25 protein-coding genes are annotated in these 24,557 nt (G+C 71.1%); 14 read left to right on the forward strand and 11 right to left on the reverse strand.

The window, feature by feature from the left end; translation table 11 throughout:
• Positions 1–22: 22 nt before the first annotated feature.
• From ABZ342_RS25985 to ABZ342_RS26005, 5 genes are all read left to right on the forward strand, one after another.
• Positions 23–718, forward strand: coding sequence for a family 16 glycoside hydrolase (locus tag ABZ342_RS25985; protein ID WP_360477857.1), 696 nt, complete (start codon positions 23–25; stop codon positions 716–718).
• Between the two features lie 120 nt (positions 719–838).
• The gene (locus ABZ342_RS25990; protein WP_360478022.1) at positions 839–1,633 is read left to right on the forward strand and encodes a helix-turn-helix domain-containing protein; all 795 of its coding nucleotides are present in this window, start codon (positions 839–841) and stop codon (positions 1,631–1,633) included.
• Positions 1,634–1,664: 31 nt separating this feature from the next.
• Positions 1,665–2,168 (forward strand): GNAT family N-acetyltransferase, encoded by a 504-nt coding sequence (locus ABZ342_RS25995; RefSeq protein ID WP_360477860.1) that lies wholly within the window; start codon positions 1,665–1,667, stop codon positions 2,166–2,168.
• A 121-nt stretch (positions 2,169–2,289) separates the two neighbouring features.
• A complete protein-coding gene (locus tag ABZ342_RS26000) occupies positions 2,290–2,487 on the forward strand; it encodes a hypothetical protein (RefSeq protein ID WP_155541228.1) in 198 nt (65 codons plus the stop codon).
• Complete coding sequence (locus ABZ342_RS26005) at positions 2,466–2,903, forward strand: VOC family protein (RefSeq protein WP_360477863.1); 438 nt, start codon at positions 2,466–2,468, stop codon at positions 2,901–2,903. The genes ABZ342_RS26000 and ABZ342_RS26005 overlap by 22 nt, the downstream gene beginning before the upstream one ends.
• A 60-nt stretch (positions 2,904–2,963) precedes the next feature.
• Here the strand turns inward: ABZ342_RS26005 and ABZ342_RS26010 are convergent, their stop codons facing one another.
• Together ABZ342_RS26010 and ABZ342_RS26015 are read right to left on the reverse strand one after the other, a co-directional pair.
• On the reverse strand, positions 2,964–4,232 hold the full coding sequence (locus tag ABZ342_RS26010; protein ID WP_360477866.1) for an aspartate aminotransferase family protein: 1,269 nt from the start codon (positions 4,230–4,232) through the stop codon (positions 2,964–2,966).
• A 265-nt stretch (positions 4,233–4,497) separates the two neighbouring features.
• The gene (locus tag ABZ342_RS26015) at positions 4,498–5,700 is read right to left on the reverse strand and encodes a CoA transferase (protein WP_360477869.1); all 1,203 of its coding nucleotides are present in this window, start codon (positions 5,698–5,700) and stop codon (positions 4,498–4,500) included.
• 126 nt (positions 5,701–5,826) lie between these two features.
• On the opposite strand from ABZ342_RS26015, the gene ABZ342_RS26020 reads away from it, so the two are divergent.
• Positions 5,827–7,785: an NPCBM/NEW2 domain-containing protein gene (locus ABZ342_RS26020; RefSeq protein WP_360477872.1), complete on the forward strand. Its 1,959-nt coding sequence runs from the start codon at positions 5,827–5,829 to the stop codon at positions 7,783–7,785.
• Positions 7,786–8,068: 283 nt separating this feature from the next.
• Here the strand turns inward: ABZ342_RS26020 and ABZ342_RS26025 are convergent, their stop codons facing one another.
• The 7 genes from ABZ342_RS26025 to ABZ342_RS26055 form a co-directional block, all read right to left on the reverse strand.
• A complete protein-coding gene (locus ABZ342_RS26025; protein WP_360477875.1) occupies positions 8,069–9,046 on the reverse strand; it encodes a DUF5937 family protein in 978 nt (325 codons plus the stop codon).
• Between the two features lie 256 nt (positions 9,047–9,302).
• Entirely contained in the window at positions 9,303–10,025 is a 723-nt protein-coding gene (locus ABZ342_RS26030; RefSeq protein WP_360477878.1) for a GntR family transcriptional regulator, read from the reverse strand.
• 4 nt (positions 10,026–10,029) lie between these two features.
• Entirely contained in the window at positions 10,030–10,815 is a 786-nt protein-coding gene (locus ABZ342_RS26035) for an SDR family oxidoreductase (protein WP_360477881.1), read from the reverse strand.
• A 1-nt stretch (position 10,816) separates the two neighbouring features.
• Complete coding sequence (locus ABZ342_RS26040; RefSeq protein WP_360477884.1) at positions 10,817–12,517, reverse strand: hydantoinase B/oxoprolinase family protein; 1,701 nt, start codon at positions 12,515–12,517, stop codon at positions 10,817–10,819.
• On the reverse strand, positions 12,514–14,535 hold the full coding sequence (locus ABZ342_RS26045) for a hydantoinase/oxoprolinase family protein (RefSeq protein ID WP_360477887.1): 2,022 nt from the start codon (positions 14,533–14,535) through the stop codon (positions 12,514–12,516). The genes ABZ342_RS26040 and ABZ342_RS26045 overlap by 4 nt, the downstream gene beginning before the upstream one ends.
• On the reverse strand, positions 14,532–16,154 hold the full coding sequence (locus tag ABZ342_RS26050; protein WP_360477890.1) for a thiamine pyrophosphate-binding protein: 1,623 nt from the start codon (positions 16,152–16,154) through the stop codon (positions 14,532–14,534). The genes ABZ342_RS26045 and ABZ342_RS26050 overlap by 4 nt, the downstream gene beginning before the upstream one ends.
• 44 nt (positions 16,155–16,198) lie before the next feature.
• Positions 16,199–17,377: an FAD-binding oxidoreductase gene (locus tag ABZ342_RS26055; RefSeq protein ID WP_360477893.1), complete on the reverse strand. Its 1,179-nt coding sequence runs from the start codon at positions 17,375–17,377 to the stop codon at positions 16,199–16,201.
• An 80-nt stretch (positions 17,378–17,457) separates the two neighbouring features.
• On the opposite strand from ABZ342_RS26055, the gene ABZ342_RS26060 reads away from it, so the two are divergent.
• From ABZ342_RS26060 to ABZ342_RS26095, 8 genes are all read left to right on the forward strand, one after another.
• On the forward strand, positions 17,458–18,822 hold the full coding sequence (locus ABZ342_RS26060) for a wax ester/triacylglycerol synthase family O-acyltransferase (RefSeq protein WP_360477896.1): 1,365 nt from the start codon (positions 17,458–17,460) through the stop codon (positions 18,820–18,822).
• 109 nt (positions 18,823–18,931) lie between these two features.
• The gene (gene pqqA, locus ABZ342_RS26065; protein ID WP_086864059.1) at positions 18,932–19,018 is read left to right on the forward strand and encodes a pyrroloquinoline quinone precursor peptide PqqA; all 87 of its coding nucleotides are present in this window, start codon (positions 18,932–18,934) and stop codon (positions 19,016–19,018) included.
• 3 nt (positions 19,019–19,021) lie between these two features.
• On the forward strand, positions 19,022–19,705 hold the full coding sequence (pqqC, locus tag ABZ342_RS26070) for a pyrroloquinoline-quinone synthase PqqC (protein ID WP_155541218.1): 684 nt from the start codon (positions 19,022–19,024) through the stop codon (positions 19,703–19,705).
• A complete protein-coding gene (gene pqqD, locus ABZ342_RS26075) occupies positions 19,702–19,968 on the forward strand; it encodes a pyrroloquinoline quinone biosynthesis peptide chaperone PqqD (protein WP_155541217.1) in 267 nt (88 codons plus the stop codon). Before pqqC ends, pqqD begins: the two co-directional genes overlap by 4 nt.
• On the forward strand, positions 19,959–21,023 hold the full coding sequence (gene pqqE, locus ABZ342_RS26080; protein WP_360477900.1) for a pyrroloquinoline quinone biosynthesis protein PqqE: 1,065 nt from the start codon (positions 19,959–19,961) through the stop codon (positions 21,021–21,023). The genes pqqD and pqqE overlap by 10 nt, the downstream gene beginning before the upstream one ends.
• A complete protein-coding gene (gene pqqB, locus ABZ342_RS26085) occupies positions 21,020–21,847 on the forward strand; it encodes a pyrroloquinoline quinone biosynthesis protein PqqB (RefSeq protein WP_360477903.1) in 828 nt (275 codons plus the stop codon). Before pqqE ends, pqqB begins: the two co-directional genes overlap by 4 nt.
• A gap of 46 nt (positions 21,848–21,893) precedes the next feature.
• Positions 21,894–22,406, forward strand: a complete 513-nt coding sequence (locus tag ABZ342_RS26090; protein WP_360477906.1) for a helix-turn-helix domain-containing protein — start codon at positions 21,894–21,896, stop codon at positions 22,404–22,406.
• Positions 22,407–22,550: 144 nt separating this feature from the next.
• A complete protein-coding gene (locus ABZ342_RS26095; RefSeq protein WP_360477909.1) occupies positions 22,551–23,783 on the forward strand; it encodes an MFS transporter in 1,233 nt (410 codons plus the stop codon).
• Here the strand turns inward: ABZ342_RS26095 and ABZ342_RS26100 are convergent.
• Together ABZ342_RS26100 and ABZ342_RS26105 are read right to left on the reverse strand one after the other, a co-directional pair.
• Positions 23,761–24,210 carry a MaoC family dehydratase gene (locus tag ABZ342_RS26100; RefSeq protein ID WP_360477912.1) on the reverse strand — a complete coding sequence of 150 codons (450 nt, stop codon included), beginning with the start codon at positions 24,208–24,210 and terminating at the stop codon, positions 23,761–23,763. The genes ABZ342_RS26095 and ABZ342_RS26100 overlap by 23 nt on opposite strands.
• Positions 24,211–24,256: 46 nt before the next feature.
• On the reverse strand, positions 24,257–24,514 hold the full coding sequence (locus tag ABZ342_RS26105) for a hypothetical protein (protein WP_360477915.1): 258 nt from the start codon (positions 24,512–24,514) through the stop codon (positions 24,257–24,259).
• Between the last annotated feature and the right edge of the window lie 43 nt (positions 24,515–24,557).

The raw sequence follows: 24,557 nt of genomic DNA on the forward strand, positions 1-24,557 counted from the left end.
GCGTTCACGAGAGGACGGCAGGATGTTCCGCAAACTCCTTGGTGTGCTGGCCGCGGGGATCGTCGTGGGTTCGGCGCTGGCGCCGGCCGCGGCGGCCGCCGAAAACCCCTACGGCGACCCGAACCTGGTGCCGATGTTCGACGGGACCGATCTGAGCGCCTGGACATCGTCGAAACCCGGCTTGTGGTCGGCGAAGAACGGCGTCATCCACGGTAATGGCACCGCGCGCGGCTGGTTGTACTACAACAAATCTCAGGTCGGCACGTTTCGGTGGATATTCAATGTCCGGCAGGTCAAGGGCAACCACAAACCGACCGTGCTGATCTGGGGCACCACCGACCCGATCCGCGACGCGCTGAGCGCCATCCAGTTCCAGCCGCCGAACGGCGGCCACTGGGACTACCGGCCCGGCCACAACGACGGTGGCGGCAAACTGTTCAAGCAGTTGTCGCACACCACGATCGACATCAAGAAGTGGGCCCAGTGCGAGCTGATCGGGGACATGACCACCGGCATCGCCCGGATGGCCTGCTGCCCGCTCACCGGGACGGCCGTGACCTGCAAGGGCGTCGAAGTGCTGCGGTTCACCGACAAGACCGCCGGGCGCGTCGGGCCGCTCGCGCTGCAGGTGCACAACTCCGGGATCCAGGACGAGTACCGCGGCCTCTACGTCGAGTCACCCGTGGTGACGAAACCGGGAGAGTTCCTCACGCTCTGATCCGCGGGTTTTCCGTGGGGCGGGCCGTCGGCGGAATACTGGCCTTCGTTTAACACTACGTGCTAATTTATTCACCCCGTGTGATAGCGAAGGTCGTTTTTGTCTCACCGAGAGGTCATGATGACGCCTGCCGTCAGTGCCGCCAGTGCCGTTGACGGTTCCGCCACCACCGCACCGCGCCGTACCCCCGGCGCCAGCAGTTCCCGCAAGGTCCTGCAGCTGCTCCTCGCCTTTTCCGAAAGACGCTGGGAGGCCAGCGTCGCCGAGCTCGCCGCGACGATCGGCACCCCGGTCGCGACGACCTACCGCTACGTCGCGCTGCTCAAGGAGCTGCAGCTGCTCGAAGAGGGCCGCGCCGGGCACTACCACCTCACCAGCCAGGTGATGCCGCTCGCGCGCGCCGCGCAGCTGGCGAACGACCTCGTGCGGCTGGCGAAGCCGTCGATGGAGGAAGCCGCGCGCGAGCTCGGCGAGACGGTGATGCTCTTCCAGCAGTTCGGCGACGCCGCCGTGTGCGCGGACCGCGTCGAGTGCGACCGCGCCATGCGGTTCACGTTCGAGCCGGGGCATTCGCTGCCGCTCGGCCTCGGCGCTTCGGGCAAGATGCTGCTCGCGCTCCTGCCGGAGATCGAGCGCGACCGGCGGCTGGCGCCGATCGTCGAGCAGCGCGGCACGATCGTGCGCGACGAGCTCAAGCACGCGCTGGAGAACCGGTTTTCGGTCAGCTCCGGGGAAATCGACGAAGGCGTCTGGGCGTGCTCGGTGCCGGTGCAGGCCTACGGGCGGCGGCCGACCGTGCTGACCCTGGCCGGCCCGGCGGCGCGGATCACCGACGAGGCCCGGCACACCGCGATCACCGCCCTGCAGGGGTACGCGACCCGCATCCAGCGGTCGATTTCGTCTTATTCGCTGTGAAAATCCCGGCCGGCCGCGTACGAATGCGTTCGTGATCCGGCTCGCACGCCCCGACGACCTGCCCGCATTGATCGACGTCGAACGCGAAGCGGGCAGCCTGTTCCGCGCCCTCGACATGGCCGCGATCGCCGACGACGACCCGGGTTCGGTGGCCGAGCTGGCGGTGTACCAGTCCGACGGCCGGGCCTGGGTGAGCGTGGACGACGCCGACCGGCCGGTGGCCTACCTCGTCGCCGAGGTCGTCGACGGGGGCGCGCACGTCGAGCAGGTCTCGGTGCGGCCATCGCACGCGCGCCGCGGGATCGGCGGCGCGCTGATCGAGACGCTCGCCGAATGGGCGGTCGCGCGCGGGTTGCCGGCGCTCACGCTCACCACGTTCACGGACGTGCCGTGGAACGCGCCCTACTACGAGCGGCTGGGATTCCGGGTCATGGCGGACGCGGAGATCGGCGACGGACTGCGCGCGATCCGCCGCGCGGAGGCGGCCCGCGGCCTGGACACCTGGCCGCGCGTGGCGCTGATCCGACCGCTCTGACCTGGCCTTCTCACCTGCGTGGGGGATCCACTGGCGCACTCGGTCGAACATGTGTTCTACTGTGCTCGCCGGCCTCGGAGGGGGAAGCTCCTGGGCCGGCCCACAGACTTCGGAGGTTGTCATGGCGGTCAAGATCACCCACCTGACGAACGGCCAACAGGTGCGCTTCGCCAACGCCGACGGCGCCCGCCGCTACGCCGAGATCATGGGCGGCGGCGTCGACAAGTGGCGCTTCACGGTCGTGCCCGAGGAGTCGATGCTCCGGAAAATGTCGGACTCCGTCGTTAACGTGCCCGTATGGCGCATGACTTCCAGGTAGTGGTGGATACGGCCGACCCGCACGTGCTCGCCGACTGGTGGGCCGAGACGCTCGGCTGGCCCGTGGAACCGACCGACGCGGACTTCATCCGCGAGATGCTCGCGAAGGGGTACGCGCAGGAAGAGGAAACCCGGACGTACAACGGATCACTGGTGTGGCGCACCGGGGCGGCGATCCGCCACCCGGACTCGCCACCCGACGGTCCACCCCGGCGGATCCTGTTCCAGGAGGTCCCGGAGCCCAAGACGGTGAAGAACCGGCTCCACATCGACGTGTGGGTGGGCGCGGACAACGTCGAGGCGACGCTGGAAAAGCTGACGGCGCGCGGGGCGAAGTTCCTGCACCGCGGGCGGCAGGGGCCGCACAGCTGGGTCACGATGGCGGACCCGGAGGGCAACGAGTTCTGCATTTCGTGAGCGGCGCGTGAACGGCTCTTTCCTGCCGTCGGAGGACAGGAAAGAGCCGTTCACCGCGGGTCAAGCCTGGGCAGCCAGGCGGTCCAACGCCTTGGGCAGCGCGGAGGCCAGCAGGTCCAGCTCCGGCTCGCTCGCGATCAGCGGCGGCGACACCGCGACACCGCGGCCGAGGTTCCGCACGATCACGCCCTCGTCCCGGCACGCTCGCTGCAGCTTCACCGGGGCTCCCGGGTTCGCGTCCATGACCTCCGCCGTCAGCTCGACCGCCGCGACGAAGCCCAGGCCCGCCCGGACCTCCGCGACCAGCTCGTGGCCGGCCGCCGCCGACACCGCGTCGGCCAGGGGCTTCTCCAGCTCGCGGCCGCGGGGGATCAGGCCGTCGCGCTCGTAGATGTCCAGCGTCGCCAAGCCTGCCGCGCACGCCACCGGGTGGCCCGCGTACGTCGCGCCGTGGCGGAAGATCGGGGCGCCCGGCGCGCCCGTGAAGAACGGCTCCGCCACCCGCGGGGCCACCACCAGCGCGCCCAGCGGGATCGTGCCGCCGGTGATGCCCTTCGCCGTCGTGATCATGTCCGGCTCCACCGCCCAGCGGTCGATGCCGAACCACGTCCCGAGCCGTCCCCACGCCGCGATCACGCAGTCCGCGACGAACAGCACGTCGTGACGGCGGCAGATCGCGGCCACCTCCTCGAGGTAACCGTCCGGCGGGAGCAGCACGCCACCCGCGCCGATCACCGGCTCGCAGAAGAACGCCGCCACCCGGGACGCGCCCACGCGGGCGATCTCGGCCTCCAACGCCGGCGCGCTGTCGAACGGCACGTGCGAGAACTCCGGCGGCTGCGGCCCGACGCCGGCCGCATTGGCCGGGATGCCGCCGACGGCCGTGCCGAAGCCGTGCGTGCCGTGGTAGCCCTGCGTCCGGCCGATGACGTGCGCCTTCTCCGGCCGTCCGGTCTGCGCGAAGTACGCCCGCGCGAGCTTCACGGCGGTGTCGATGACATCCCCGCCCCCGGAGCCGAAGAAGACCTTCGACCCCGGGGTCGGCGCCAGCGCGGCGACGCGGTCGGCCAGCTCGATCGCCGGCTCGTTCGCGTTGTAGCCGAACAGGTTGTACGAGTCGAGCTTCTGCAGCTGCTTGGTGACGGCCTCGGTGATCTCGGGGCGCCCGTGGCCGAAGTTCGCGTACCAGAGCGACGCGGTGGCGTCGAAGTACCGGCGGCCGGCGTCGTCCCAGACGTAGGAGCCCTCACCACGTGTGATGACCATCCGGTCGCCGTCCACCGCACCCATGTCGGCGAACGGGTGCCAAAGGGCGTGCTGTGCTGACATCGGTCCTCCTCAATCCTCCCCCATCCCTACCAGGGCGAAGCCGAGAGCGCGAACACTCCATCGTGCACACTTCGCGACGCGGGACTGGACCGGATGGCAGCGCAACCTGTAACGGCCGCGCTCGCTGGGTGCTGTGCCAGCGGCTGGTCGAGCGGGTCTCGCTGTACATCCGGACCGAGCTGGCCCCGCACGTCCCCGGCGGGATCGGGTACGAGAAGTGGCTCCGCAAGTCGACCGCCGAGCCGCCGGGCCGGGAAGCTGAGCCTCACCCGAGCTCCGCGATCTCCTCCGCCGAGTACCCCAGCTCCGCCAGCACCTCCGCGGTGTGCTGCCCCAAGGTCGGCGGTGCCGACGTAGGACGAGCCGGGGTCTCCGACGCCTTCACCGGAAACCCCGTCCCCACGTACGTTCCCACCGTCGGGTGCGGCAACCGCACGACCTGGCCGCGAGCCGCCGTCCACGGGTCCGCGTACACGTCGTCGATCTCGTTGATCGGGGCCGCCGGGATGCCCGCCGCGTCGAAGGACTTCATCCAGTCCGCCGCCGCGCGGGTCAGCAGCACCGGTTCCAAGAGCGCGTTCAGCTCGTCACGGTGGGCGGCCCGGAGAGCGTTCGACGAAAACCTCGAGTCCGAAGCGATGTCCAGGTCGAGCACCCCGCAGAACGCGTGCCACAGCTTTTCGCTGCCCACCGCGATGATCAGCCAGCCGTCCGACACGTGGTACGCCTGGTACGGGACGATGCTCGGGTGCGCCGAGCCCATCCGGCGCGGGCGTGGCGCGTCGTAGAACACAGCGCCCGCGGCGTACACGTGCCAAGCCAGCTGACTGTCCAAAAGGGACACGTCGAGGTACTGCCCGCGGCCGGTCGTGTGCCGGGCCTGCAACGCCATCAGCACCGCAATGATCGCCCAGGTCCCCGCGTTCAGGTCCGCCACCGGCAGCCCGACCTTCGCCGGCGCGCCGTCGGGCTCGCCGGTCAGCGACATCACGCCGCCGAGCGCCTGCGCCACCAGGTCGTAGCCGGCGCGGTCGCGGTACGGGCCCGTCTGCCCGAACCCGGTGATCGACACGTGGATCAGCCGCGGGTTCAGATCCGACAACGCCGCGTAGCCCAGCCCCCACTTCTCCAGCGTCCCCGGCCGGAAGTTCTCGACGAGCACGTCCGCATCGGCGACCAGACGTCGGAGGGCTTCGCGGCCGCGGTCGCTCTTGAGGTCGAGCACGATCCCGCGCTTGTTCCGGTTCGCCGCGAGGTAGTACACGGCTTCGTCGCTCTCGCCGACGAACGGCGGCCCCCAGCCGCGGGTGTCGTCGCCGTGGCCGGGCGGCTCGACCTTCACCACGTCCGCGCCCATCTCGCCGAGGTACTGCGTGCAGTACGGCCCAGCGAGGATGCGGGACAGGTCGACGACCTTGATCCCGTCCAGGGGGCGGAATCCGTTGTGGTCAGCAGGCAGCGAAGTCACGGCCCTTTGTCTCCCACCGGGCCGGAAACCGCAAGGTGTTCCTCCTAACGGCCGTAGACATCCGACCTCTTCATGGTGTTTGTTGTTGAGTGAGTTTGTGCAGAGTTGCGCACTCCTGGAGGGAACATGCGTCTTCTTGTCGGGCTCGCGGCCGCCGTCGTGGCCGCCGCGATCGCTTCTCCGCCACCCGCCCGAGCTGCCGAGCCGGCCGACGCCCAGCAGCTCGGCCAGCTCCCGCCGATGGGCTGGAACAGCTGGAACAAGTTCCACTGCGACATCAACGAAGAGCTCATCCGCGAGACGGCCGACGCCATGGTGAGCTCCGGCCTGAAAGCCGCCGGCTACCAGTACGTCAACATCGACGACTGCTGGGCCGAACAGAACCGCACCGCCGACGGCAAGCTCGAGGCCAACCACACCCGCTTTCCCAGCGGCATCAAGGCGCTGGCCGACTACGTCCACGACCGCGGGCTCAAGCTCGGCATCTACACCAGCGCCGGCACGCTGACCTGCCAGAAGACCATGCCCGGCGGCCTCGACCACGAGGACGTCGACGCGCAGACGTTCGCCGACTGGGGTGTCGACTACCTCAAGTACGACAACTGCAACAACCAGAGCCGCCCGGCGATCGAGCGCTACACGAAGATGGGTGAGGCGATCAAGAAGACCGGCCGCCCGATCCTCTACGCGCTCTGCGAATGGGGCCAGAACCAGCCGTGGCTCTGGGGCAAGGACGCGGGCGCGCAGCTGTGGCGCACCACCGGCGACATCAGCGACAGCTGGAGCAGCATGACCGGGATCCTCGACAAGCAGGTCCCGCTGGCCGGGTACTCGGGTCCGGGCGGCTGGAACGACCCGGACATGCTGGAGGTCGGCAACGGCAAGATGACGACCACCGAGTACCAGGCGCACTTCGCGTTGTGGGCCTTGATGAACGCGCCACTGCTCGCCGGCAACGACCTGCGCTCGATGTCCGACACCACGAAGAAGATCCTGGAGAACAAGGACATCGTCGCGCTCGACCAGGACTGGGCGGGCAAGCAGGGGTACAAGCTCCGCGACGACGGCGACACCGAGGTCTGGACCAAGCCGATGTCGGACGACTCGGCGGCGGTCGTGCTCTTCAACCGCGGCCTGACCGCGGCGCCGATGTCGGCCACCACGACCGAGCTCGGTCTCGGCAAGGCCCGCGACTACCGCGTCCGCGACCTGTGGACCGGCACCGAAACCGAGACGACGGGCACGCTCCGGGCGTCGGTGCCGAGCCACGGCGCCGCCGTCTTCCGCGTCTGGCCCGCGAAGTTCCCGAACGCGGCGCCGCTCTCGACGCTCACCGTGCAGGCACCCGACTTCGCCGACGCCGCGAAGCCGTTCACCGCGACGCTGAAGCTGACCAACGACGGCAGCACCCCGCTCGTCGCCGCGCAGGTGAAGCTGACCGCCCCGGCCGGCTGGAAGCTCGACGGCCGGGGCGACGCACTCGTGCCGGCGGTGGCACCGGGCCGGTCCTGGCAGAAGTCCTGGACCGTGCGCCCCGACGCTCCCAGCGGCGACCGCGTCACCCTGACCGCGACGGCGAACTACTGGACGGCCTGGGGTAAACGCTCGTTAACCGCCGACGGCGGCGCGCCGATCGTGGTCCCGCCGGCGCAAGGCGTGACGCCGCTGTCGAAGGCCACCTGGCTCTCCGCGGAAAACGGCTACGGCCCGGTCGAACGCGGCACGAGCAACGGCGAGTCCAAAGCCGGTGACGGGCACCCGATCACCATCGGCGGCGTGACCTACGCCGACGGCCTTGGCGTGCACGCGCCGTCACGCGTCCGGTTCTACCTCGGCGGCGGCTGCACGACGTTCGGCGCGTCCGTCGGCCACGACGACGAAAAGGCCAAGGGCAGCGTCGCGTTCCAGGTCCTCGGCGACGGCAAGACGCTCGCCGAGACCGCCGTCATGACGGCGGGCCTGCCCGCGCAGCAGCTCGCGGCGAACCTCGCCGGCGTCCAGGTGCTCGACCTCGTCGTCACCGACGGCGGGGACACCAACGACTCCGACCACGCCGACTGGGCGGACGCCGCGATCAACTGCTGAGAGCGGGAGAGTCACGTACACCGCGCCGCCCCCGGCCACGCATCCGGGGGCGGCGTTTTCTCCCTTGCGCCGGTTACCCCGGTGATCTTCGTCCGCGGCCCCGCCGTGGGGGATCTCGTGGTCGCGGATCGGCGACGCGAAGGTCCGCGCCGCCGTCGACATGCTGCAATCGGACATCGCGAAGTACCCGGACATGCTTCCAGCCTTACAGCGTATGTCCACGCCAACGGACTCCAGTTCGGCCTGCACAGCGGGTGGATCGCGCCGAACCTCACCTGCTGGCTCAGGCCTCTTCCAGGAGGACCACGGCCTGGGCGGTCTGCTGGTACAGCACGAAGCGGCCGTCCCGGACCTTGCTCACCAGACCCGCGCGGTGCAGGGCGCCGAGGTGGTAGGAGACGGTGCCCGCCGTGTACCCGATCCGGGTGGCGAGCTCCGCGGTCGAGCGGGCGGTGGCGAGGTCCGCCAGCAGCGACGCCCGCGCGGCCCCGACGACCTGCGCGATCGTCCCGGGCCGGTGGCCGGAGCCGGTCCCGACCCGGTGCGCCGGGTAGTAGAGGACGAGCTGGTCGGGGACGTCGACCTGGACGGCGAAGCCGGGCCAGCTCAGCGCGCCGGGCGCGAGGACCAGGTCGCGGCCGGCGATGTCGATCTCGCCGTCCCAGGTCGCGTCGAAGGTGATCGCGTCGCCCGCCCAGCCGATGCCGGGGTGCAGCGACCCGAGCACTCCGCCGACACCGTGGCGGGCGATGGTCTTCGCGCGGTGGGTGATGTCCCGCTCGATGACCGAGTGCAGTCCGGCCCAGCCCTCGGCCAGCGCGTCCCGCCAGAACCGGGCGAGGCCGGCGGCCAGCCGCCGCGGCATCGTGCCCGAGTCCGCGGCCCGGCGGGTCGCGGCCGCCAATGGTCTGCTCCAGTGGGCCTGCGTGGCGGCGATGACCTGCGCCTCGACGTCGTCCTGGGTGGTCGCCTCGATCCGCGCGATCTGCTCGTCGAGCAGGTCGCGGGGCCGGGTGGCCGTGCCGGGCTGCGGCGTGAGCAGGTCGGGGGTGTAGACGTCGCCCGTGCGCGCCAGGAGGTCCACGACCAGGGCGACGTCCGGGTGGGCGAGGGACGCGCGGGCGAGCGGGCCGGGGTCCCCGAACACCGGGTGACGCCCCAAAGCGGCGGTGAGTTTCAGCCACGCCAGCGACTCCGACGCCGGGGACGGCGAAAAGCGGGTCCTGGCCACCGTCTCGGCGTCGACCCGCAGCGTGAACACCCGATCGACGCTAGCAGCCGGTGCGGCGGATTTGAACCGGCTCGAATCCTTTCCGCCCGCGTGCTCCCGGACGGTTCAGTGGACCCATGGTGCCCCGAGCGAGAACCGCCGCCGCCGTGGCCGCGCTGCTCATCGCCGGGGCGCCGGCCGCCGAGGCCGAACCCCCGGCCGCCGGTTACGCCGTGACCCGAGTCGTCACCACGGTGGTCCGGCAGCACTGGTCGGCCGCCGCGGACGGGACGTACCGGGTCACCACCTACCGCGTGCCGCGCTCGTTCACCGTGGTGTTCGCGACGGCGCCGGGCTCGCTGAGCGCCAGCAGCAGGGCTTCGGCGTCGCGGAGGTAGCGGTCCAGCGCGGCTTCCGCGACCCCGAACCGGCCGCGCCGCAGGTCGCGCAGGATCTGCTCGTGGCAGTCGAGGAACGGCTCGTAGAACTCGCGCGTGTTGTCGTTGAGGACGAAGAACAACCGCGTCTCGGCGAGAACCTGGCGCATCGTCGCGGAGATGCGCTCGCTGCCGGCCAGGTCGGCCAGCGCCTGGTGGAAGTGGATGCTGGCGGTGCCGACCGCGGACCAGTCCTCGGCCACCGCCGCCGAGCGACCATCCCGCAGCGCCTGCTCGACCGGCATCAGGTCCACAGTGGACAGCTCAGCCGCCCGGCGCAGGGCCCCGCATTCGGTGGCGCGGCGGACGACGTAGAGGTCTTCGATGTCCTCCGTGGTCAGTTCGCGCACGAACACGCCACGGTTCAGCTCGTGCACCGCCAGCCGCTCGTGGGCCAGCAGCTGGAACGATTCGCGCAGCGTGTTGCGCGAGACGCCGAGCGCCGAGCTGATCACCGGCTCGGACAGCCGTTCGCCGGGGGCGAAGACGCCGTCGGTGATGTACTGCCGCAGGATCGCGGCGACCCGTTCGGCCGTGCCGCTGCGCTCGAGCAGGTGCCGCTCGCTCTCCAGCCCCGAGGGATCGACGGACACGGCGCTACCTGACGCCGAGTTCGAAGTCGAGGCTGTAGCGGTTGCCCGGCATCGCCCCCGCGGCCTTCGCGCCGTCGATCGGCAGCACGACGCCGTTGATGAACCGGGACTCGTCGCTCGCCAGGAACACGATGGCCTTCGCGACTTCCCACGCCTCGCCGACGCGCGCCGCGGGCGTGCTCGCGACCAGCTGGTGCTGCTTGGTCTCGAACTCCTCGGGTGAGTTCAGCGTGCTGCGCAGCATGTCGGTGTCGATCGCGCCGGGGTTCACCGTGTTGGCGCGGATGCCCTGGTGGGCGTGGGCGACGGCGATCGACTTCGTCAGCCCGACCAGCGCGTGCTTGGTGGCGTTGTAAACCGGGTCGCCCGGGCGGCCCATCACGCCGCCGTTCGACGACGTCGTGATGATGCTGCCCGCCTTCTGTTCGATCATGTGCGGCAGCACGGCGCGGGTGCCGAGGAAGGCGGCGCGCACGTTGAGCGCGAAGATGTTGTCGAACTCGGCCAGCGTGGTGTCGGCGAGCGGCTTGCCGAGGTGGATGCCGACGTTGTTGACCAGCACGTCGACGCGGCCGGCTTCGGCGAGCACGCCGTCGACGAACGCCGCCACGGCGTCCTCGTCCGTCGCGTCCACAATGGAGTGCCGGTAGCCGTCGACGTCTTCCGCGGGCTCGCGGATGTCGGAAGCGAACACCGTCGCGCCCTCGGCGAGGAACTCCTTCACCGTGGCGAGGCCGATGCCCCGCGCGCCGCCGAAGACGACCGCCACCTTGCCGGCCAACCGACCCATGTCACTTCCCCGCTCTCAGTCGTGCTGTCTGCTCTTCGTCCACCGCGTAGTCCCCGGGCAGCCGGACGAGCGCACGCGGGTCACCGAGGTACCGCACCTCGACGCCGTACACCTCGCGCGCCGCCGCCACCGAGACGTACCCCTCGACGACGTCGTCGAGCACCCTCGTCACCGGTCGCTCGAACGGAGGCCCGTAACCACCACCACCGGGCAGCGTGACGTCCACAACGGACTCGGGCGTCAGCGTCACCCGGCTCTTCGCGGGCAGGTCGTCCCCTGCCTGCAGCCCGAAACGTCCGACCGCCCCGCACCCCCCGCCGTCCACTCCGGACGCCGCAGCGCGCACGCGGTCGACGTTCCCGTTGACGCTCCAGGAGTCCTGGCCGCGCGCGGCCATCGTCGTCACCTGGCCCAGGCCACCGCGCCGACGCCCAGCACCACCGGAGTCCACGCGCAGCTCCCGCGCGTGCTGGACGAGCGGCGCCATCGTCTCGATGACTTCCGTCGGCGTCGAGCGCAGGCCACTGGGGAAACCGGTGGTGTTCAGCCCGTCCTTGTCCGCCCGCGCACCCATGCCGCCGGTCTGGAAGACGTTGAGCATGAACCCGGGGCCACGCCAGATCGTCATCCAGAGCGCGTCCGCGCTCGGCGCGATCGCGGCGGCGGGCAGGGCGCCGATCAGCAGCGACGGCAGGAAGTGGCCGATCAGGTGCCGGGACGCGACCGGCGCGGGCGGCAGGCAGTTCAGCACCGACCCTTCCGGCGCGGTGACGCGCACCGGCCGGAACGAGCCGGCGTTGTGCGGCACCTCCGGCGAGATCGCCGCCTTGACCGCGAACGACGCGTACGCCCGCGTGTAGTTGAGCACGACGTTGATCCCGCGACGGCTCTGCGGCGACGACCCCGCGAAGTCGAGGTGGATCCCGTCACCGTCCACAGTGGCCGTCACACGGAGGACGATCTCTTCGTCGTCGAAGCCGTCGGTGACGATCTCGTTGGTGTAGACGCCGTCCGGCAGCGCTCGCAGCGCGTCTCGCAACGCCTTCTCGGAGCGGTTCATGATCTCGGCGGCGACGTCGTCGAGGGAGTCCAGCCCGAACTCGTCCAGCAGCTTCAGCAGGCCGGCCGCGCCGACTTCGTTACCGGTGACCTGCGCGTACAGGTCCCCGATCGTCTCCTCCGGCGTCCGGACGTTGGCCCGGATCAGCCGTTCCAGATCGGCGTTGACGACCCCCGCGTTCAGGAACTTCATGATCGGCAGGCGCAGGCCCTCTTCGAAGACCTCGTGGGCTTCGGCGGAAACGAGCCGGCCGCCGATGTCCGGCGCGTGGCAGCAGGACGCGAACCACGCGACGAGCCGGCCGTCCCGGAACACCGGGGTCACCACGGTGATGTCGTTGATCTGCCCGGCCGTCTGCCACGGGTCGTTGGTGAGCAGCACATCGCCGGGTTCGAGGGTCTCCGGCGGGTAAGCGGCGACGAAGTGGTGCATACCGGTGGCCATCGCGTTGATGTGGCCCGGCGTGCCGCCGACGGACTGGCCGATCATCTCGCCGCGCGAGTCGAACACCGCGCAGGCCAGGTCGAGCGATTCGCGGACCACGGCCGAGAAGGCCGTGTTGACCAGCGCGTTCTGCTGCTCGGCGAGGATGGAGTGCAGGCGGTTGCCGAACAGCCCGACGAGGATGGGGTCGACGCTCACGCCGTCACCTCCAGGGCCGCGTCACCTCGGACGACGCAGTGCGCACCGGGCGGGACGACCACAGTGGACTCGCGTTCCTCCACGATGGCCGGTCCGGCGACCCGCTCGCCCGGCGTCAGGAGGTACCGGTCGAACACTGCCGTGTCGACAAATCCCCCCGCCGAAGGAAAATAGGCTTCGCGGGTGCCCTTGCGCGCGTCACCCCCGGTGGCCTGCGTGGTCAGCCGCAGCGTGACGTCCGGCTTGGGTCCGCTCGACACCACCCGCCAGTTCAGCACCTCGACGCCGACCTCGGGTCCGGTGCGCCGGTACAGCGCGCGGTAGGTGGCGGTGAACTCGTCGATCAGCGCGTCCGGCCAGCGGCCGCCGCGGACCGGGACGCGGATCTCGTAGCCCTGCCCGGCGTAGCGCATCTCGGCGACGCGGCGGTGCGTGACTTCGTCCACACCGGACTTCGCGAGCAGCGCCGCGCCCTCGGCTTCCATCTCGGCGAACAGCGCGTCGACCTGTTCCCACGCCAAGTCGTGCACGGCCGCGCGGGCCGACCGGACGAAGTCGAACGCCAGCGGCGCGGTGAGGAACCCGGCCGCGCTGAGCACGCCGGCGGCGGGCGGCGCGACGACCGACGGCGCTCCGAGCGCGCGGGCGACCCCGACACCGTGGACCGGGCCCGCGCCGCCGAACGTGTACATCGGCAGCATCGCCGGATCTTGGCCGCGCTCGACGGCGTGCACGCGCGCGGCGTTCGCCATGTCCTCGTTGACGCTCGTGTGGATGCCCCACGCGGCTTCCTCGACGCTCACGCCGAGCGGCCCGGCGATCAGTTCGGCGATGGCCGACCGCGCGGCTTCCGCGTCGAGTTCCATGCCGCCGCCGAGGAAGTAGCCGGGGTCGAGGTAGCCGAGCACGAGGTCGGCGTCGGTCACCGTCGGTTCGGTGCCGCCGCGGCCGTAGCAGGCCGGGCCGGGCTCGGACCCGGCCGAATCGGGCCCGACGGTCAGCAGGCCGAGCGCGTCGATCCGGGCGATCGACCCGCCGCCGACGCCGATCTCGATCATGTCGGTGACCGGCACCTGCACCGGCAGCCCGGACCCGGGCAGCAGCCGGTACTTGCGGTCCACCTCGAACTGGTGCGTGACGAGCGGCGCACCGCCGGCGATCAGGCACAGCTTCGCCGTCGTGCCACCCATGTCGAAGGCCAGCAGGTCCGCCGGCCCGATCGCGGCCGCCGCCAGCGCACCCCCGGCGGGGCCGGACTCGAGGATCCGGATCGGGTGCCGGGCCGCGGTGTCCACAGTGGCCAATCCGCCGTTGGACAGCATGATGTGCGGCGCGCCGGTGATCCCGATCCGCCGCAGCCGGTGTTCGAGGTCGCGCAGGTAGCGCTCGGTCAGGTCCTGGACGTAGACGTTCGCGACCGTGGTCGACATCCGCTCGAACTCGCGGATCTCGGGGACGACGTCCGAGGACAGCGCGACCCTGAGCGTGGGCGCCACCTCGGCCAGGATCTCGGCCGCGCGCCGCTCGTGCGCCGGGTTCGTGAACGAGTGCAGGAAGCAGACGGCGACCGCTTCGATCCCGCGGTCCGCCAGTTCCCGCCCGAGCCTTACAACGTAAGCCTCGTCGAGCGCGGTCCGGACCGATCCGTCGGCGAGAATTCGCTCCGGGACGTCGAAGCGCAGGTGCCGCGGAACCAGCGGCGCGGGCAGCTCGAGGTGCAGGTCGTACAGCTCGTACCGGTGTTCGCGCCGCATCTCCAGGACGTCGCGGAAGCCCGCGGTGGCGAGCAGCGCGGTCCGCGAGCCCTTGCGCTCGATCAGCGCGTTCGTCACCAGCGTCGTCCCGTGGACGACCTGCTCGACGGCCCCCGGGTCGGTGAGCAATGCGGCGAGGCCCTCCTCGACGGCGCGCGCGGGCTCGTCGTACGTCGTAAGAACCTTGCCGACCGCGACGATCCCGGTCTCGTCCACCGCGCAGAGGTCGGTGAACGTGCCACCGATGTCGACGCCGATCCTCATGTGCGGTACCACCGCGGCGACGTGTTCAGCGGCGGCTTCAGCTTGGCCTTCACCACCAGCACGTTCGGCTCGTCCGACTCGACGAACTCGCCGAGCAGCCGCCGGAACGCGCGCCCGAACCCGGAGACGCGGTCGGCGTGCACGCCGAAGGACCGGGCCAGGCCGACGAAGTCCGGGCTGTCCCAGTCGACCCCGCGCCGCGGAAGCCCTTCGCGCTCCTGGTCGTAGCGCAGCATTCCGTAGCCGCCGTCGTCGACGAGGACGACCGTGACCGGCAGCTGCTCCTGCGCGAGCGTCGCCAGATCGCCGCAGCCGTAGAGGAACCCGCCGTCGCCGGTGATGCAGATGGCGCGCCCGACCCCGGCCGCGGCGGCGCCGAGCGACGCCGGGAAGCCGTAGCCGAGGGTGCCCCAGCCCATCGGGTAGGCGAGCTTGCGCGGCGCCCGCACCCGGTGGAAGCCGCCGACCCAGTACCCGGCGACGCACATGTCGGACACCAGCACCGCATTCGTCGGCAACACCTCGTCCAAAGTGGACAGGAAGTCGTACGCCTGCGGCTCTTCGTCCCGGATGCGCTGGCGCACGCGGCGGCCGATGCCGGCCAGCCGCAACGTGATGTCGTCCAAGCCGGCTCGTTCCTTCGGCAGCAGCCGCTCGACGATCGCGCGCGCGTCACCGACCAGCGTCAGGTCCGGTGGGTAGTTCTTGGCGGCGTCGTCGGCGTCGACGTTGATCGCGACCAGCTTGCGCGGCTTCGGCATCCGCCAGTTCTGCGTCATCAGGCCGTCGAAGTCGGTGCCGATGGCGAGCACGACGTCGGCCTCGTCCCACAGCTCGCCGACCTCCGGGGTGTGCACCGGGTTCGGGGCGAGGCACGGGTGGTCGAGCGGGAGCAGGCCGCGGGCGCCGAACGTGGTGATGACCGGCGCGGCGATCTTCTCGGCGAGCGCGCCGATGGCGTCCCCGGCCCCGGACCGCAGCGCGCCGCCGCCGGCCCAGATCAGCGGGTTCTTCGCGTCGGACAGCATCGCTTCCGCGCGGGCGAGATCGGGAACGTCGCCGTCGGGCTTGCGGTGCGGCGCGGGCGGGCGCCGGTGCGGCACGGTCTCGCGCAGGTAGTCGGTCGGCACGCCGAGGTAGACCGGGCCGCTCTGCGGCTCCAGCGCGAGCCGCGCCGCGCGGTGCACGGTGGTGCCGATCTGGTCGGCGGCCCGCACGGTGAAGACACCCTTGGTCACCGGCGCGAAGATCGCCTGCTGGTCGGACGTCTCGTGCAGCACGCCGCGCACGACGCCGGGGCGCCGCAGCGTCGAGGGGATGTCGGTGGCGATGATCAGCACCGGAGCCGCGGACGCCATCGCTTCACCGACCGCGCCGAGAGTGTTGGCCGCACCCGGCCCGGTGGTGACGAGGGCGACGCCGAGCTTGCCGGTCGCGCGCGCGTAGCCGTCGGCCGCGTACCCGGCGGTCTGCTCGTGACGGACCCCGACGAGCTTGATGCGGGTCTCGGCGAGCGCCTCCCACAACGGCAGGTTGTGCACCCCCGGGAGGCCGAAAACGATCTCCGTCCCCAGCCCTTCGAGCGCGTCCACCAGCTCCCGAGCACCACTCACAGCCACGGCCCGGATACTGCCAGATCGTTGAACGATCTGGCAATCAACCCCTAGACGATGTGCCGCTCCACCGGTGCGGTAACGGAGCCCTCGAAGCGCCGGACGTCCAGCTCGGCGATGTCCACCGCCGGCTGTCGCCCCAGGTAGAGGTCCCGGATCAGCTCGCCGGCCGCCGGGCCCATCTGGAACCCGTGCCCGGAGAAGCCGGTCGCGTAGAAGAACCGCGACAGCAGGACGCTTTCCCCCACGATCTGGTTGCGGTCGGGCGTCACTTCGTACAGCCCGGCCCAGGCGGTGCGGATGCCGGCGTCGAGGACGGCCGGGATGCGCCGGTCCGCCAGCTCGGCCAGCCGCGGCAGCCACTGGCCGGCTTCGTAGTGCGTGTCGAAGCCGGGGAAGCCGTCGTCCTCGCAGAACGACATGGCGAGGCCCGGGCCCTCGCGGTGGAAGTAGAACGCCGACGGCATCTCGATGGTCAGCGGCACCGCGTCCGGCAGCCCGGGCACCGGCCCGGTGAACACCACCTGACGCCGGAACGGGCGCACCGGCAGGTCGAGGCCGGCCAGCTCGCCGACCCGCCCCGACCACGCGCCCGCCGCGCACACGACCGCGCCGGTCCGGACGAACCCCGCAGTCGTGTTAACGCCGGTTAACGTGTCGCCGTCACGCTCGATGCCGGTGACCTCGACGGCGGTCCGCAGCTTCGCGCCGCTCGCCCTCGCCGCCCTCGCATAGCCCTGGACGACGGCGTCCGGCGTCGCCTTCGCGTCGTCCGGCGACCACAGTGCGGCGACGATGCCGTCCGTCTCGAGCAGCGGGAGGACGTCCCGCACTTCGGAGGGGTCCAGCAGGTGGCTCCTTACGCCGTAAGACCGCTGCAGCTCCGCGCAATGTCCGATTGCGGCCACGTCCGCGGGGTCGGTGAGCAGGTACAGGTAGCCGTCGCGGCGGAAGTCGATCTCGACGCCGAAGTCGCGCGAGAAAGCGCTGTACGCCGCGAGCCCGCGCAGTCCCAGCTCGGCGTTCACGCGGCTCGTGAACGACGACCGGATGCCGCCCGCGGCCTTCGCCGTCGAGCCCTCGCCGAGCCCGCCGCGCTCCAGCAGCAGGACGTCGACGCCGGCTTCCGCCAGGCGGAACGCGCAGCTCACACCGATCACACCGCCACCGATCACGACGCACTCGGCCATCGGTGGCAGGGACGTTTCCCCCGGCCCGCGGACGGTCATACTCGCCAATGTAGAACGTGATCCACCCACGGCCGCCGAGCGCGTACAGTCGGCGTGCCGAGTGCGGAAGGTGATGTCCCATGGCGATGATGCCCGTGACCGACTCGATGTTCCTCCTGGTCGAAACGCGCGAGCATCCGATGCACGTGGGCGGTCTGCAGCTGTTCAAGAAACCCGAGGGCGCCGGCGACGACTACCTGCACGACGTCCGCCGTTCGCTGCTGGAGTCCGACAACATGCGCCCGGTGTTCCGGCGCCGTCCGGCCCGGCCGGTGAACACGATGGGTCACGTGGCTTGGCGCGCGGAGACCGATCTCGAGCTCGACTACCACTTCCGGCACTCGGCACTGCCGCAGCCGGGCCGCATCCGCGAGCTGCTGGAGCTGACGTCGCGCTGGCACAGCACCCTGCTCGACCGGCATCGCCCGTTGTGGGAGACGCACCTCATCGAGGGACTGGCCGACGGCCGGTTCGCCGTCTACACCAAGGTCCACCACGCGCTGATGGACGGCGTCTCGGCGCTGCGCCAGCTGCAGGGCACGCTGTCGGACGACCCGGCGGACCTGGACTGCCCGCCGTGGTGGGGCAGCCGGCGCAAACCGGGCGAAGCCCGCGTCAAGAGCCCGCGGTCGTTCCTGCAGACCGCGGGCAAGACCGCCGGCCAGCTCGCCGGGCTGGCGCCGGCCGCGATCAAGGTCGCGCGCGAGGCGTTCGGCGAGCACACGGTGACCCTGCCGGGGCAGGCGCCGCGGACGATGTTCAACGTGCCCATCGGCGGCGCGCGGCGGTTCGCGGCGCAGTCGTGGTCGCTCGACCGCGTGCGCCAGGTGGCGACGGCCGCCGGGGTGTCGCGCAACGACGTCGTGCTCGCGATGTGCTCGGGCGCGCTGCGGGACTACCTCATCGAGCAGCGCGCGCTGCCGGACGCGCCGCTGGTCGCGATGGTCCCGGTGTCGCTGCGCCGCCAGAACGACCCGGGCGAAGCGGCGGGCAACAACATCGGCGCGCTGCTGTGCAACCTGGCCACCGACCTGCCGGACGCGGGCAAGCGGCTCGTCACGATCCACCAGTCGATGCGCAACGGCAAGCGGCTGTTCTCGGAGCTGACGCCGCTGCAGACGCTGCTGTTATCGGCCGTTAACGTCGCACAGCTCGGCGTATCGCCGATCCCGGGCGTCGTCAACAACACGCGGCCGCCGTTCAACCTGGTGATCTCGAACGTGCCCGGGCCGCGCAAGCAGATGTACTGGAACGGCGCGCAGCTCGACGGCATCTACCCGGCGTCGGTGCTGCTCGACGGCCAGGCCGTCAACATCACGCTGACCAGCAACGGCGACCACCTCGACTTCGGCGTCACGGGCTGCCGCCGCAGCGTGCCGCACCTGCAGCGGATCCTGACCCATTTGGACACGGCGCTCGTCGAGCTGGAAGCGGCGGTGAAGTAGCACCGGTCATCGGCACCCCACTGGGCCATCGGAAGGAAACTTTCCGAACTGCTCTGGTCAGTCCGCTCGTCTCGCTCCTACCGTGACGGTTCACGGAAAGGAGCACGACATGACCGAGGTGTGGACGACTCCCGACTTCGTCGAATACGAAACACCCATGGAGGTGACCGCCTACGCGGCCCGCATGGCGGACTGACCGGTGCCCGTCGAGCCGCTCGCGGAAAGCGCATTCATCGGAGCCCTGCGCGGTCTTTCGGACCGGTACTGGGGCACGCACCCGTTCCACCGGCGGTTGCACGCGGGCGAGCTCGACGAGCGCGGGCTGCGGATCTGGGCGGCCAACCGCTGGTACTACCAGTGTCAGCTGCCGCAGAAGGACGCGGCGATCATCAGCAACTGCCCGCTGCCGGAAATCCGCCGTCAGTGGCTCGACCGGATCGTCTACCACGACGGCCCGAACGCCGGCACCGGCGGAATCGAGCGGTGGCTGCGGCTGTGCGAGGCCGTCGGCCTGGAGCGTGACGAGGTCCTCGACGAGCGGCACGTCGCGCCCGGTGTCCGGTTCGCCGTCGACGCCTACGTGACCTTCGCACGGACGAAGCCGTGGTGGGAGGCCGTCGCTTCCGGGCTCACCGAGATGTTCGCCGGGCACCTGATGCAGCAGCGCGTCGCGGACATGCTCGCCCACTACCCGTGGATCGCGCGGGCGGACCTCGACTACTTCACCAACCGCATCGACAAGGTCTCCGGCGAAGGCAAGGACACCCTGGACATCGTGGTCAGACACTGCGTCACGCGCGAGCAGCAGGACCGCGCGATCGCGGCACTGTCGTTCAAGTGCGACGTCCTGTGGTCGATGCTCGACGCGATCGAGCGCGCATGATCGCCGCCGGCTCCGTTCCCGAGCTGCGCCGCGGCGTGCGGCTGTCCTTCGACCACGTCCGGGAGACGCACGTCCTGCTGTTCCCCGAGGGAGTACTGGTGCCGAACACCACCGCGGCCGCGGTGCTCGAACTCTGCGACGGCGCCCGCACCGTCACCGACATCACCGAGGTGCTGGGAAAGCGCTTCACCGGCGTCCGGGAGCAGGACGTCCTCGACGTGCTGTCGCGACTGGGCGAACGGCGGGTCGTCGCATGGACGTGAGCCCGCCGCTCGGGCTGCTGGCCGAGCTGACCCACCGCTGCCCCCTGCACTGTCCTTATTGCTCGAACCCGGTCGAACTCGTTTCCCGCGCCGCGGAGCTGTCCACTTCGGACTGGACATCGGTGCTCTCGCAGGCGCGCGAGCTGGGCGTGCTGCAGGTGCACATGTCCGGTGGCGAACCGCTGGCCCGGCCGGACCTGTCCGCACTGGTGGAGCACGCCGGCTCGCTCGGCTGCTACGTCAACCTCGTCACCTCCGGCCTCGGCCTGACCGCGGCGCGGCTCGACGACCTGGTCTCGCGCGGGCTCGCGCACGTCCAGCTGTCGGCGCAGGGCGCGACGCGGGAGCGTGCCGACCTGCTGGCCGGCGCGCGAGCGTTCGACCACAAGCTCGCCGCGGCCGCGCTCGTGAAGGCGTCCGGGCTGCCGTTGTCCCTGAACGTGGTGCTGCACCGGCGCAACCACGACCAGCTGGCCGGGATCATCGAGCTGGCCGAGCGGATGGGCGCGGACCGGCTGGAGCTGGCGAACACCCAGTACTACGGCTGGGCGTTGCGCAACCGCGAGGCGCTGATGCCGACGCCGTCCCAGCTCGCCGCGGCGGAGCCGGTGGTGCGCGCGGCCGTATCGCGATTGCGCGGCACGATGGAGATCGTCTACGTCGTCGCCGACTACTACGAGCCGTACCCGAAGCCGTGCATGTACGGCTGGGGTGCGCGGCAGCTGACCGTGGCGCCGGACGGGACGGTGCTGCCGTGCCCGGCGGCGTCGGCGATCTCGACGCTGACTTTGGACAACGTGCGGGAGAAGCCGCTGGCCGAGATCTGGTACGGCTCGTCGTCGTTCAACGCCTACCGCGGCGAGGACTGGATGTCCGAGCCGTGCCGGACGTGCGACCGCCGCGGGGTCGACTTCGGCGGTTGCCGCTGCCAGGCGTTCCTGCTGACCGGCGACGCCGCGGCGACCGATCCGGTGTGCTCGCGGTCGCCACGGCGTTCCGTCGTCGATCTCGTCCTCGCCCGGCCTCCGGAGTCCGACCTGGTCATGCGCCGATGAAGGTGATCCTGCTCGGTACCGCGGCGGGCGGCGGATGTCCACAGTGGAACTGCGCGTGTCCGTTCTGCACTTCCACGCTGGCGCCTCGCACCCAGGACTGCGTCGCGATCAGCGCGGACGGCGTCGGCTGGTACCTGCTGAACTGCTCACCGGACATCCGGTCGCAGATCCTTTCCACCCCGCCGTTGCGTGCGGGGCCAGGTCCGCGGGAGACGCCGTTGCGCGGAGTTCTGCTGACCGACGCCGAACTCGACCACTCGCTGGGCCTGCTGATGCTGCGCGAGGCCGGCGGGCTCCCGGTGTACGCGCCGGACACGGTGCTGGACGCTTTGTCCCCGTTCCGCGCGATCGTCGACGGCTACGGCGGCTGGACGTCCCTTGCGGACCTTCCCGGACTGCGGATCTCTTCGCTACCGGTGAGCGACAAGAGACCGAAGTACGTTTCGTCCACAGGAGACGGTCCGTGGGTGGTCGCCTACCGCATCACGGATCTCGCGACCGGCGGGTCGCTGGTGTACGCGCCGTGCCTGAAGAGCTGGCCCGAGGGGTTCGATTCCTTTGTGGAGGGTGCTTCGCTGGTGCTGCTCGACGGCACGTTCTACGCGCCGGACGAGATGGCCGGCGTCGGCGGGCCGGACCAGCTCGCGATGGGGCACCTGCCGATCACCGCGAGCCTGGCCCGGATCTCCGGACGGCCCGGGCGGTGGGCGTTCACACACCTGAACAACACGAACCCGGTGCTGGATCCGGCGTCGGAAGAGCACGCCGCGGTGCTGTCGGCCGGCGCGTCGCTTCCGGCGGACGGGACGGAGTTTTCGCTCTAGGCGAGACCCCCAAATAACTCTTTGACGGTGGTGGCAGACTGGCGCCATGCCCCACGACAACCTGCGCGTACTGGCGCACCCGCTGCGCATGCGGATCCTGTCGCTGCTGACGGGAGCCCCGATGAGCGCGGCCGAGGCGGCGCGCGAGCTGGGCGAAACGCAGGCGAACATCAGCTACCACCTGCGCCGCCTGCACGAGGCGGGCCTCCTGGACGTGGCCGAAGAGGTGACGATCCGCGGCGGCCGCGCGAAACGGTACCGCCACGACCCGGACTCGGGTCGCCGCTTGACCACCCGCGACCCGGCGGAGGAGCAGCTGCTGACCAAGGCGGTCGCGGGCGAACTCCTGCGGCGGGCGGGGTCACGGGCACCGGGCCGCCGAGCCTCGTTGACGGACGCGGAGCTGTGGGTGGACCCCGCGCTCTGGGAACGCCTCCTCGAGCAGGCATCGCGACTGAGCCAGGAACTCCACGCGGCGGCGCAGCCGCCTCGGTCACCGGGAACGGTGCGGGTCAGCGCGAGCGTGGCGTTGTTCGAGCTGTCGGAGGAAGCGCGATGAGGGCGCCGCCGGATCTGTCGCCCCACGGCTGACCGGCCGGTTCACGCCGCCGGGCGACCGAGCCAGGCCATACCGGCCTGCCGGCAACGCAAGCCCGTCCACACGACCACGTCACTCTCCCACCGTCCCGCCGGAGCTGCTCTCATGACTTCCCCGCTCCTCGCCCCGCTTCGCGAACCTCGCTTTCGCGCCCTCGTCACCGGGCGGACCTTCGCCGACTTCGCCAACGCCGTCGCGCCCTTCGCGTTGGCCTTCGCCGTCGTCGATCTGACCGGGTCGGCCGTGGATCTCGGGATCGTCGTCGGGGCGCGGTCGATCGCCAATGTGCTGCTCGTGCTCTTCGGCGGGATGCTGGCCGACCGGCTGCCGCGGTCGGTGATCCTGCAGGGCACCGAGACCGCCGCCGCGCTCACGCAGGCCGCCATCGCCGCGAGTGTCCTCTGCGGATTCGCGTCCGTTCCGCTGCTGGTCGGGCTCAGCCTGGTCAACGGCGCCGTCTCGGCCATCTCGCTGCCCGCGGCCGCGTCGCTCACGCCGCTGACCGTGCCCACGCCGCTGCTCGCCCAGGCGAACGCGCTGGTCCGGCTGCTGTCCAACGTCGGCCGCATCGCCGGCGCCGGGCTCGCCGGGGTCCTCGTCGCGTTCGCCGGCTCGGGGTGGGCGCTCGCCGGGAACGCCGTCCTGTTCCTCGCCGCCGCGCTTTCCTACCGGCGGATCCGCCTGCCGCACAGCGTGCGCGTCCCGGGCAGCCGCCCCCTCAGCGAGCTCGCGGAAGGCTGGCGGGAGTTCCGGGCCCGGTCGTGGGTGTGGCTGGTCGTCCTGCAGTTCATGATCGTCAACGCGGTGAACGCGGGCGCGCTGCGGGTGATCGGCCCGCTGGTCGCCGACGACACGTTCGGCCGCACCGGCTGGGGCCTCGCGCTGGCGGTGCAGACCGCCGGCGCGCTGCTCGGCGGAGTCTTCGCCGCGCGGTGGCTGCCACGGCGGATGCTGCTGTTCGGAGTTGCGCTCGTGACGGTCGACGCGCTGCCGATACTCGCGCTCGGCGAGACGCCGTACTTGCTGCCGATGCTGTTCGCGATGTTCTTCTCGGGCTTCGCGATCGAGCAGTTCGGCGTCGCCTGGGACGTGTCGCTGCAGGAGAACGTGCCGCCCGAGAAGCTCGCCCGCGTCTACTCCTACGACATGCTCGGCTCGTTCGTCGCGATGCCGCTCGGCCAGATCGCCGCGGGTCCGCTGGCCGAGCACGCCGGACGTTCGGCGACGCTCCTCGGCGGCGCGGCCCTCGTCGTCGGCGCGACGGCGATCGTGCTGCTCAACCCGCAGGTGCGCGGCCTGGTCCGCCGCGCGCCGATCAGCCCGGCCGCACCAGGATGAGGTTCAGCAGGCTCGCGCTGAAGACGACGTCGTCCCCGCCGTCGACGAACTCGACGTGCGTGCGCACCAGCCCCCGGTCCGGCTTCGAACGCGAGAGCCGGGCCTCGGCGACGGTGGCGCGCAGCCGCAGCACCGAGCCCGGCCGCACGGGCCGCGGCCACCTCAGCTCATCGACGCCCGGACTGCCCAAACTGGACACAGTGGACAGGTAGTGATCGGCGTAGAGCCGCATCATCAGGCTCGCGGTGTGCCAGCCGCTGGCGATCAGCCCGCCGAACGGCCCGTCCGCCGCGGCGGCGGCGTCGACGTGGAAGCTCTGCGGGTCGTAGCGACGGGCGAAGTCGAGGATGTCGGCCTCGGTCACCTCGACGCTGCCGCAGTCGTGGGTGGCGCCGGGGACGTAGTCCTCGAAGTAGCGATCGCTCATGGCCGCAGCGTGCCACAGGACCGGACGCACCCGGCTAACACCGGCTTCAGCGGCCGGCCCGGGGTTCCGGGGTCAGGTCGCGGTGGCCGTCGAGGCGCCACCAGCTCTCCAGCGTCTCCCGCAGCGCCTTCAGCAGCTCGCCGCCCATTTCCAGCGGAACCAGGGCCGCTTTGCCGTCGTCCACCCGGAGTGCCGCCGTCAGGCGGTCGCCCTGCTCGATCAGGCCCACCACCACCCGGGTCGGTTCTCCGGCGACGTCCACGGTCGGAATGGCGCGCTCGTACCGCCAGCCTTCAGCGTTCACGGGGCCGACAGTGGCACAGCTCGCCCCGCCCCGGCCCGGGTTT

The organism is Amycolatopsis sp. NPDC005961 (genome assembly GCF_040629235.1).
Taxonomy (GTDB): domain Bacteria; phylum Actinomycetota; class Actinomycetes; order Mycobacteriales; family Pseudonocardiaceae; genus Amycolatopsis; species Amycolatopsis camponoti.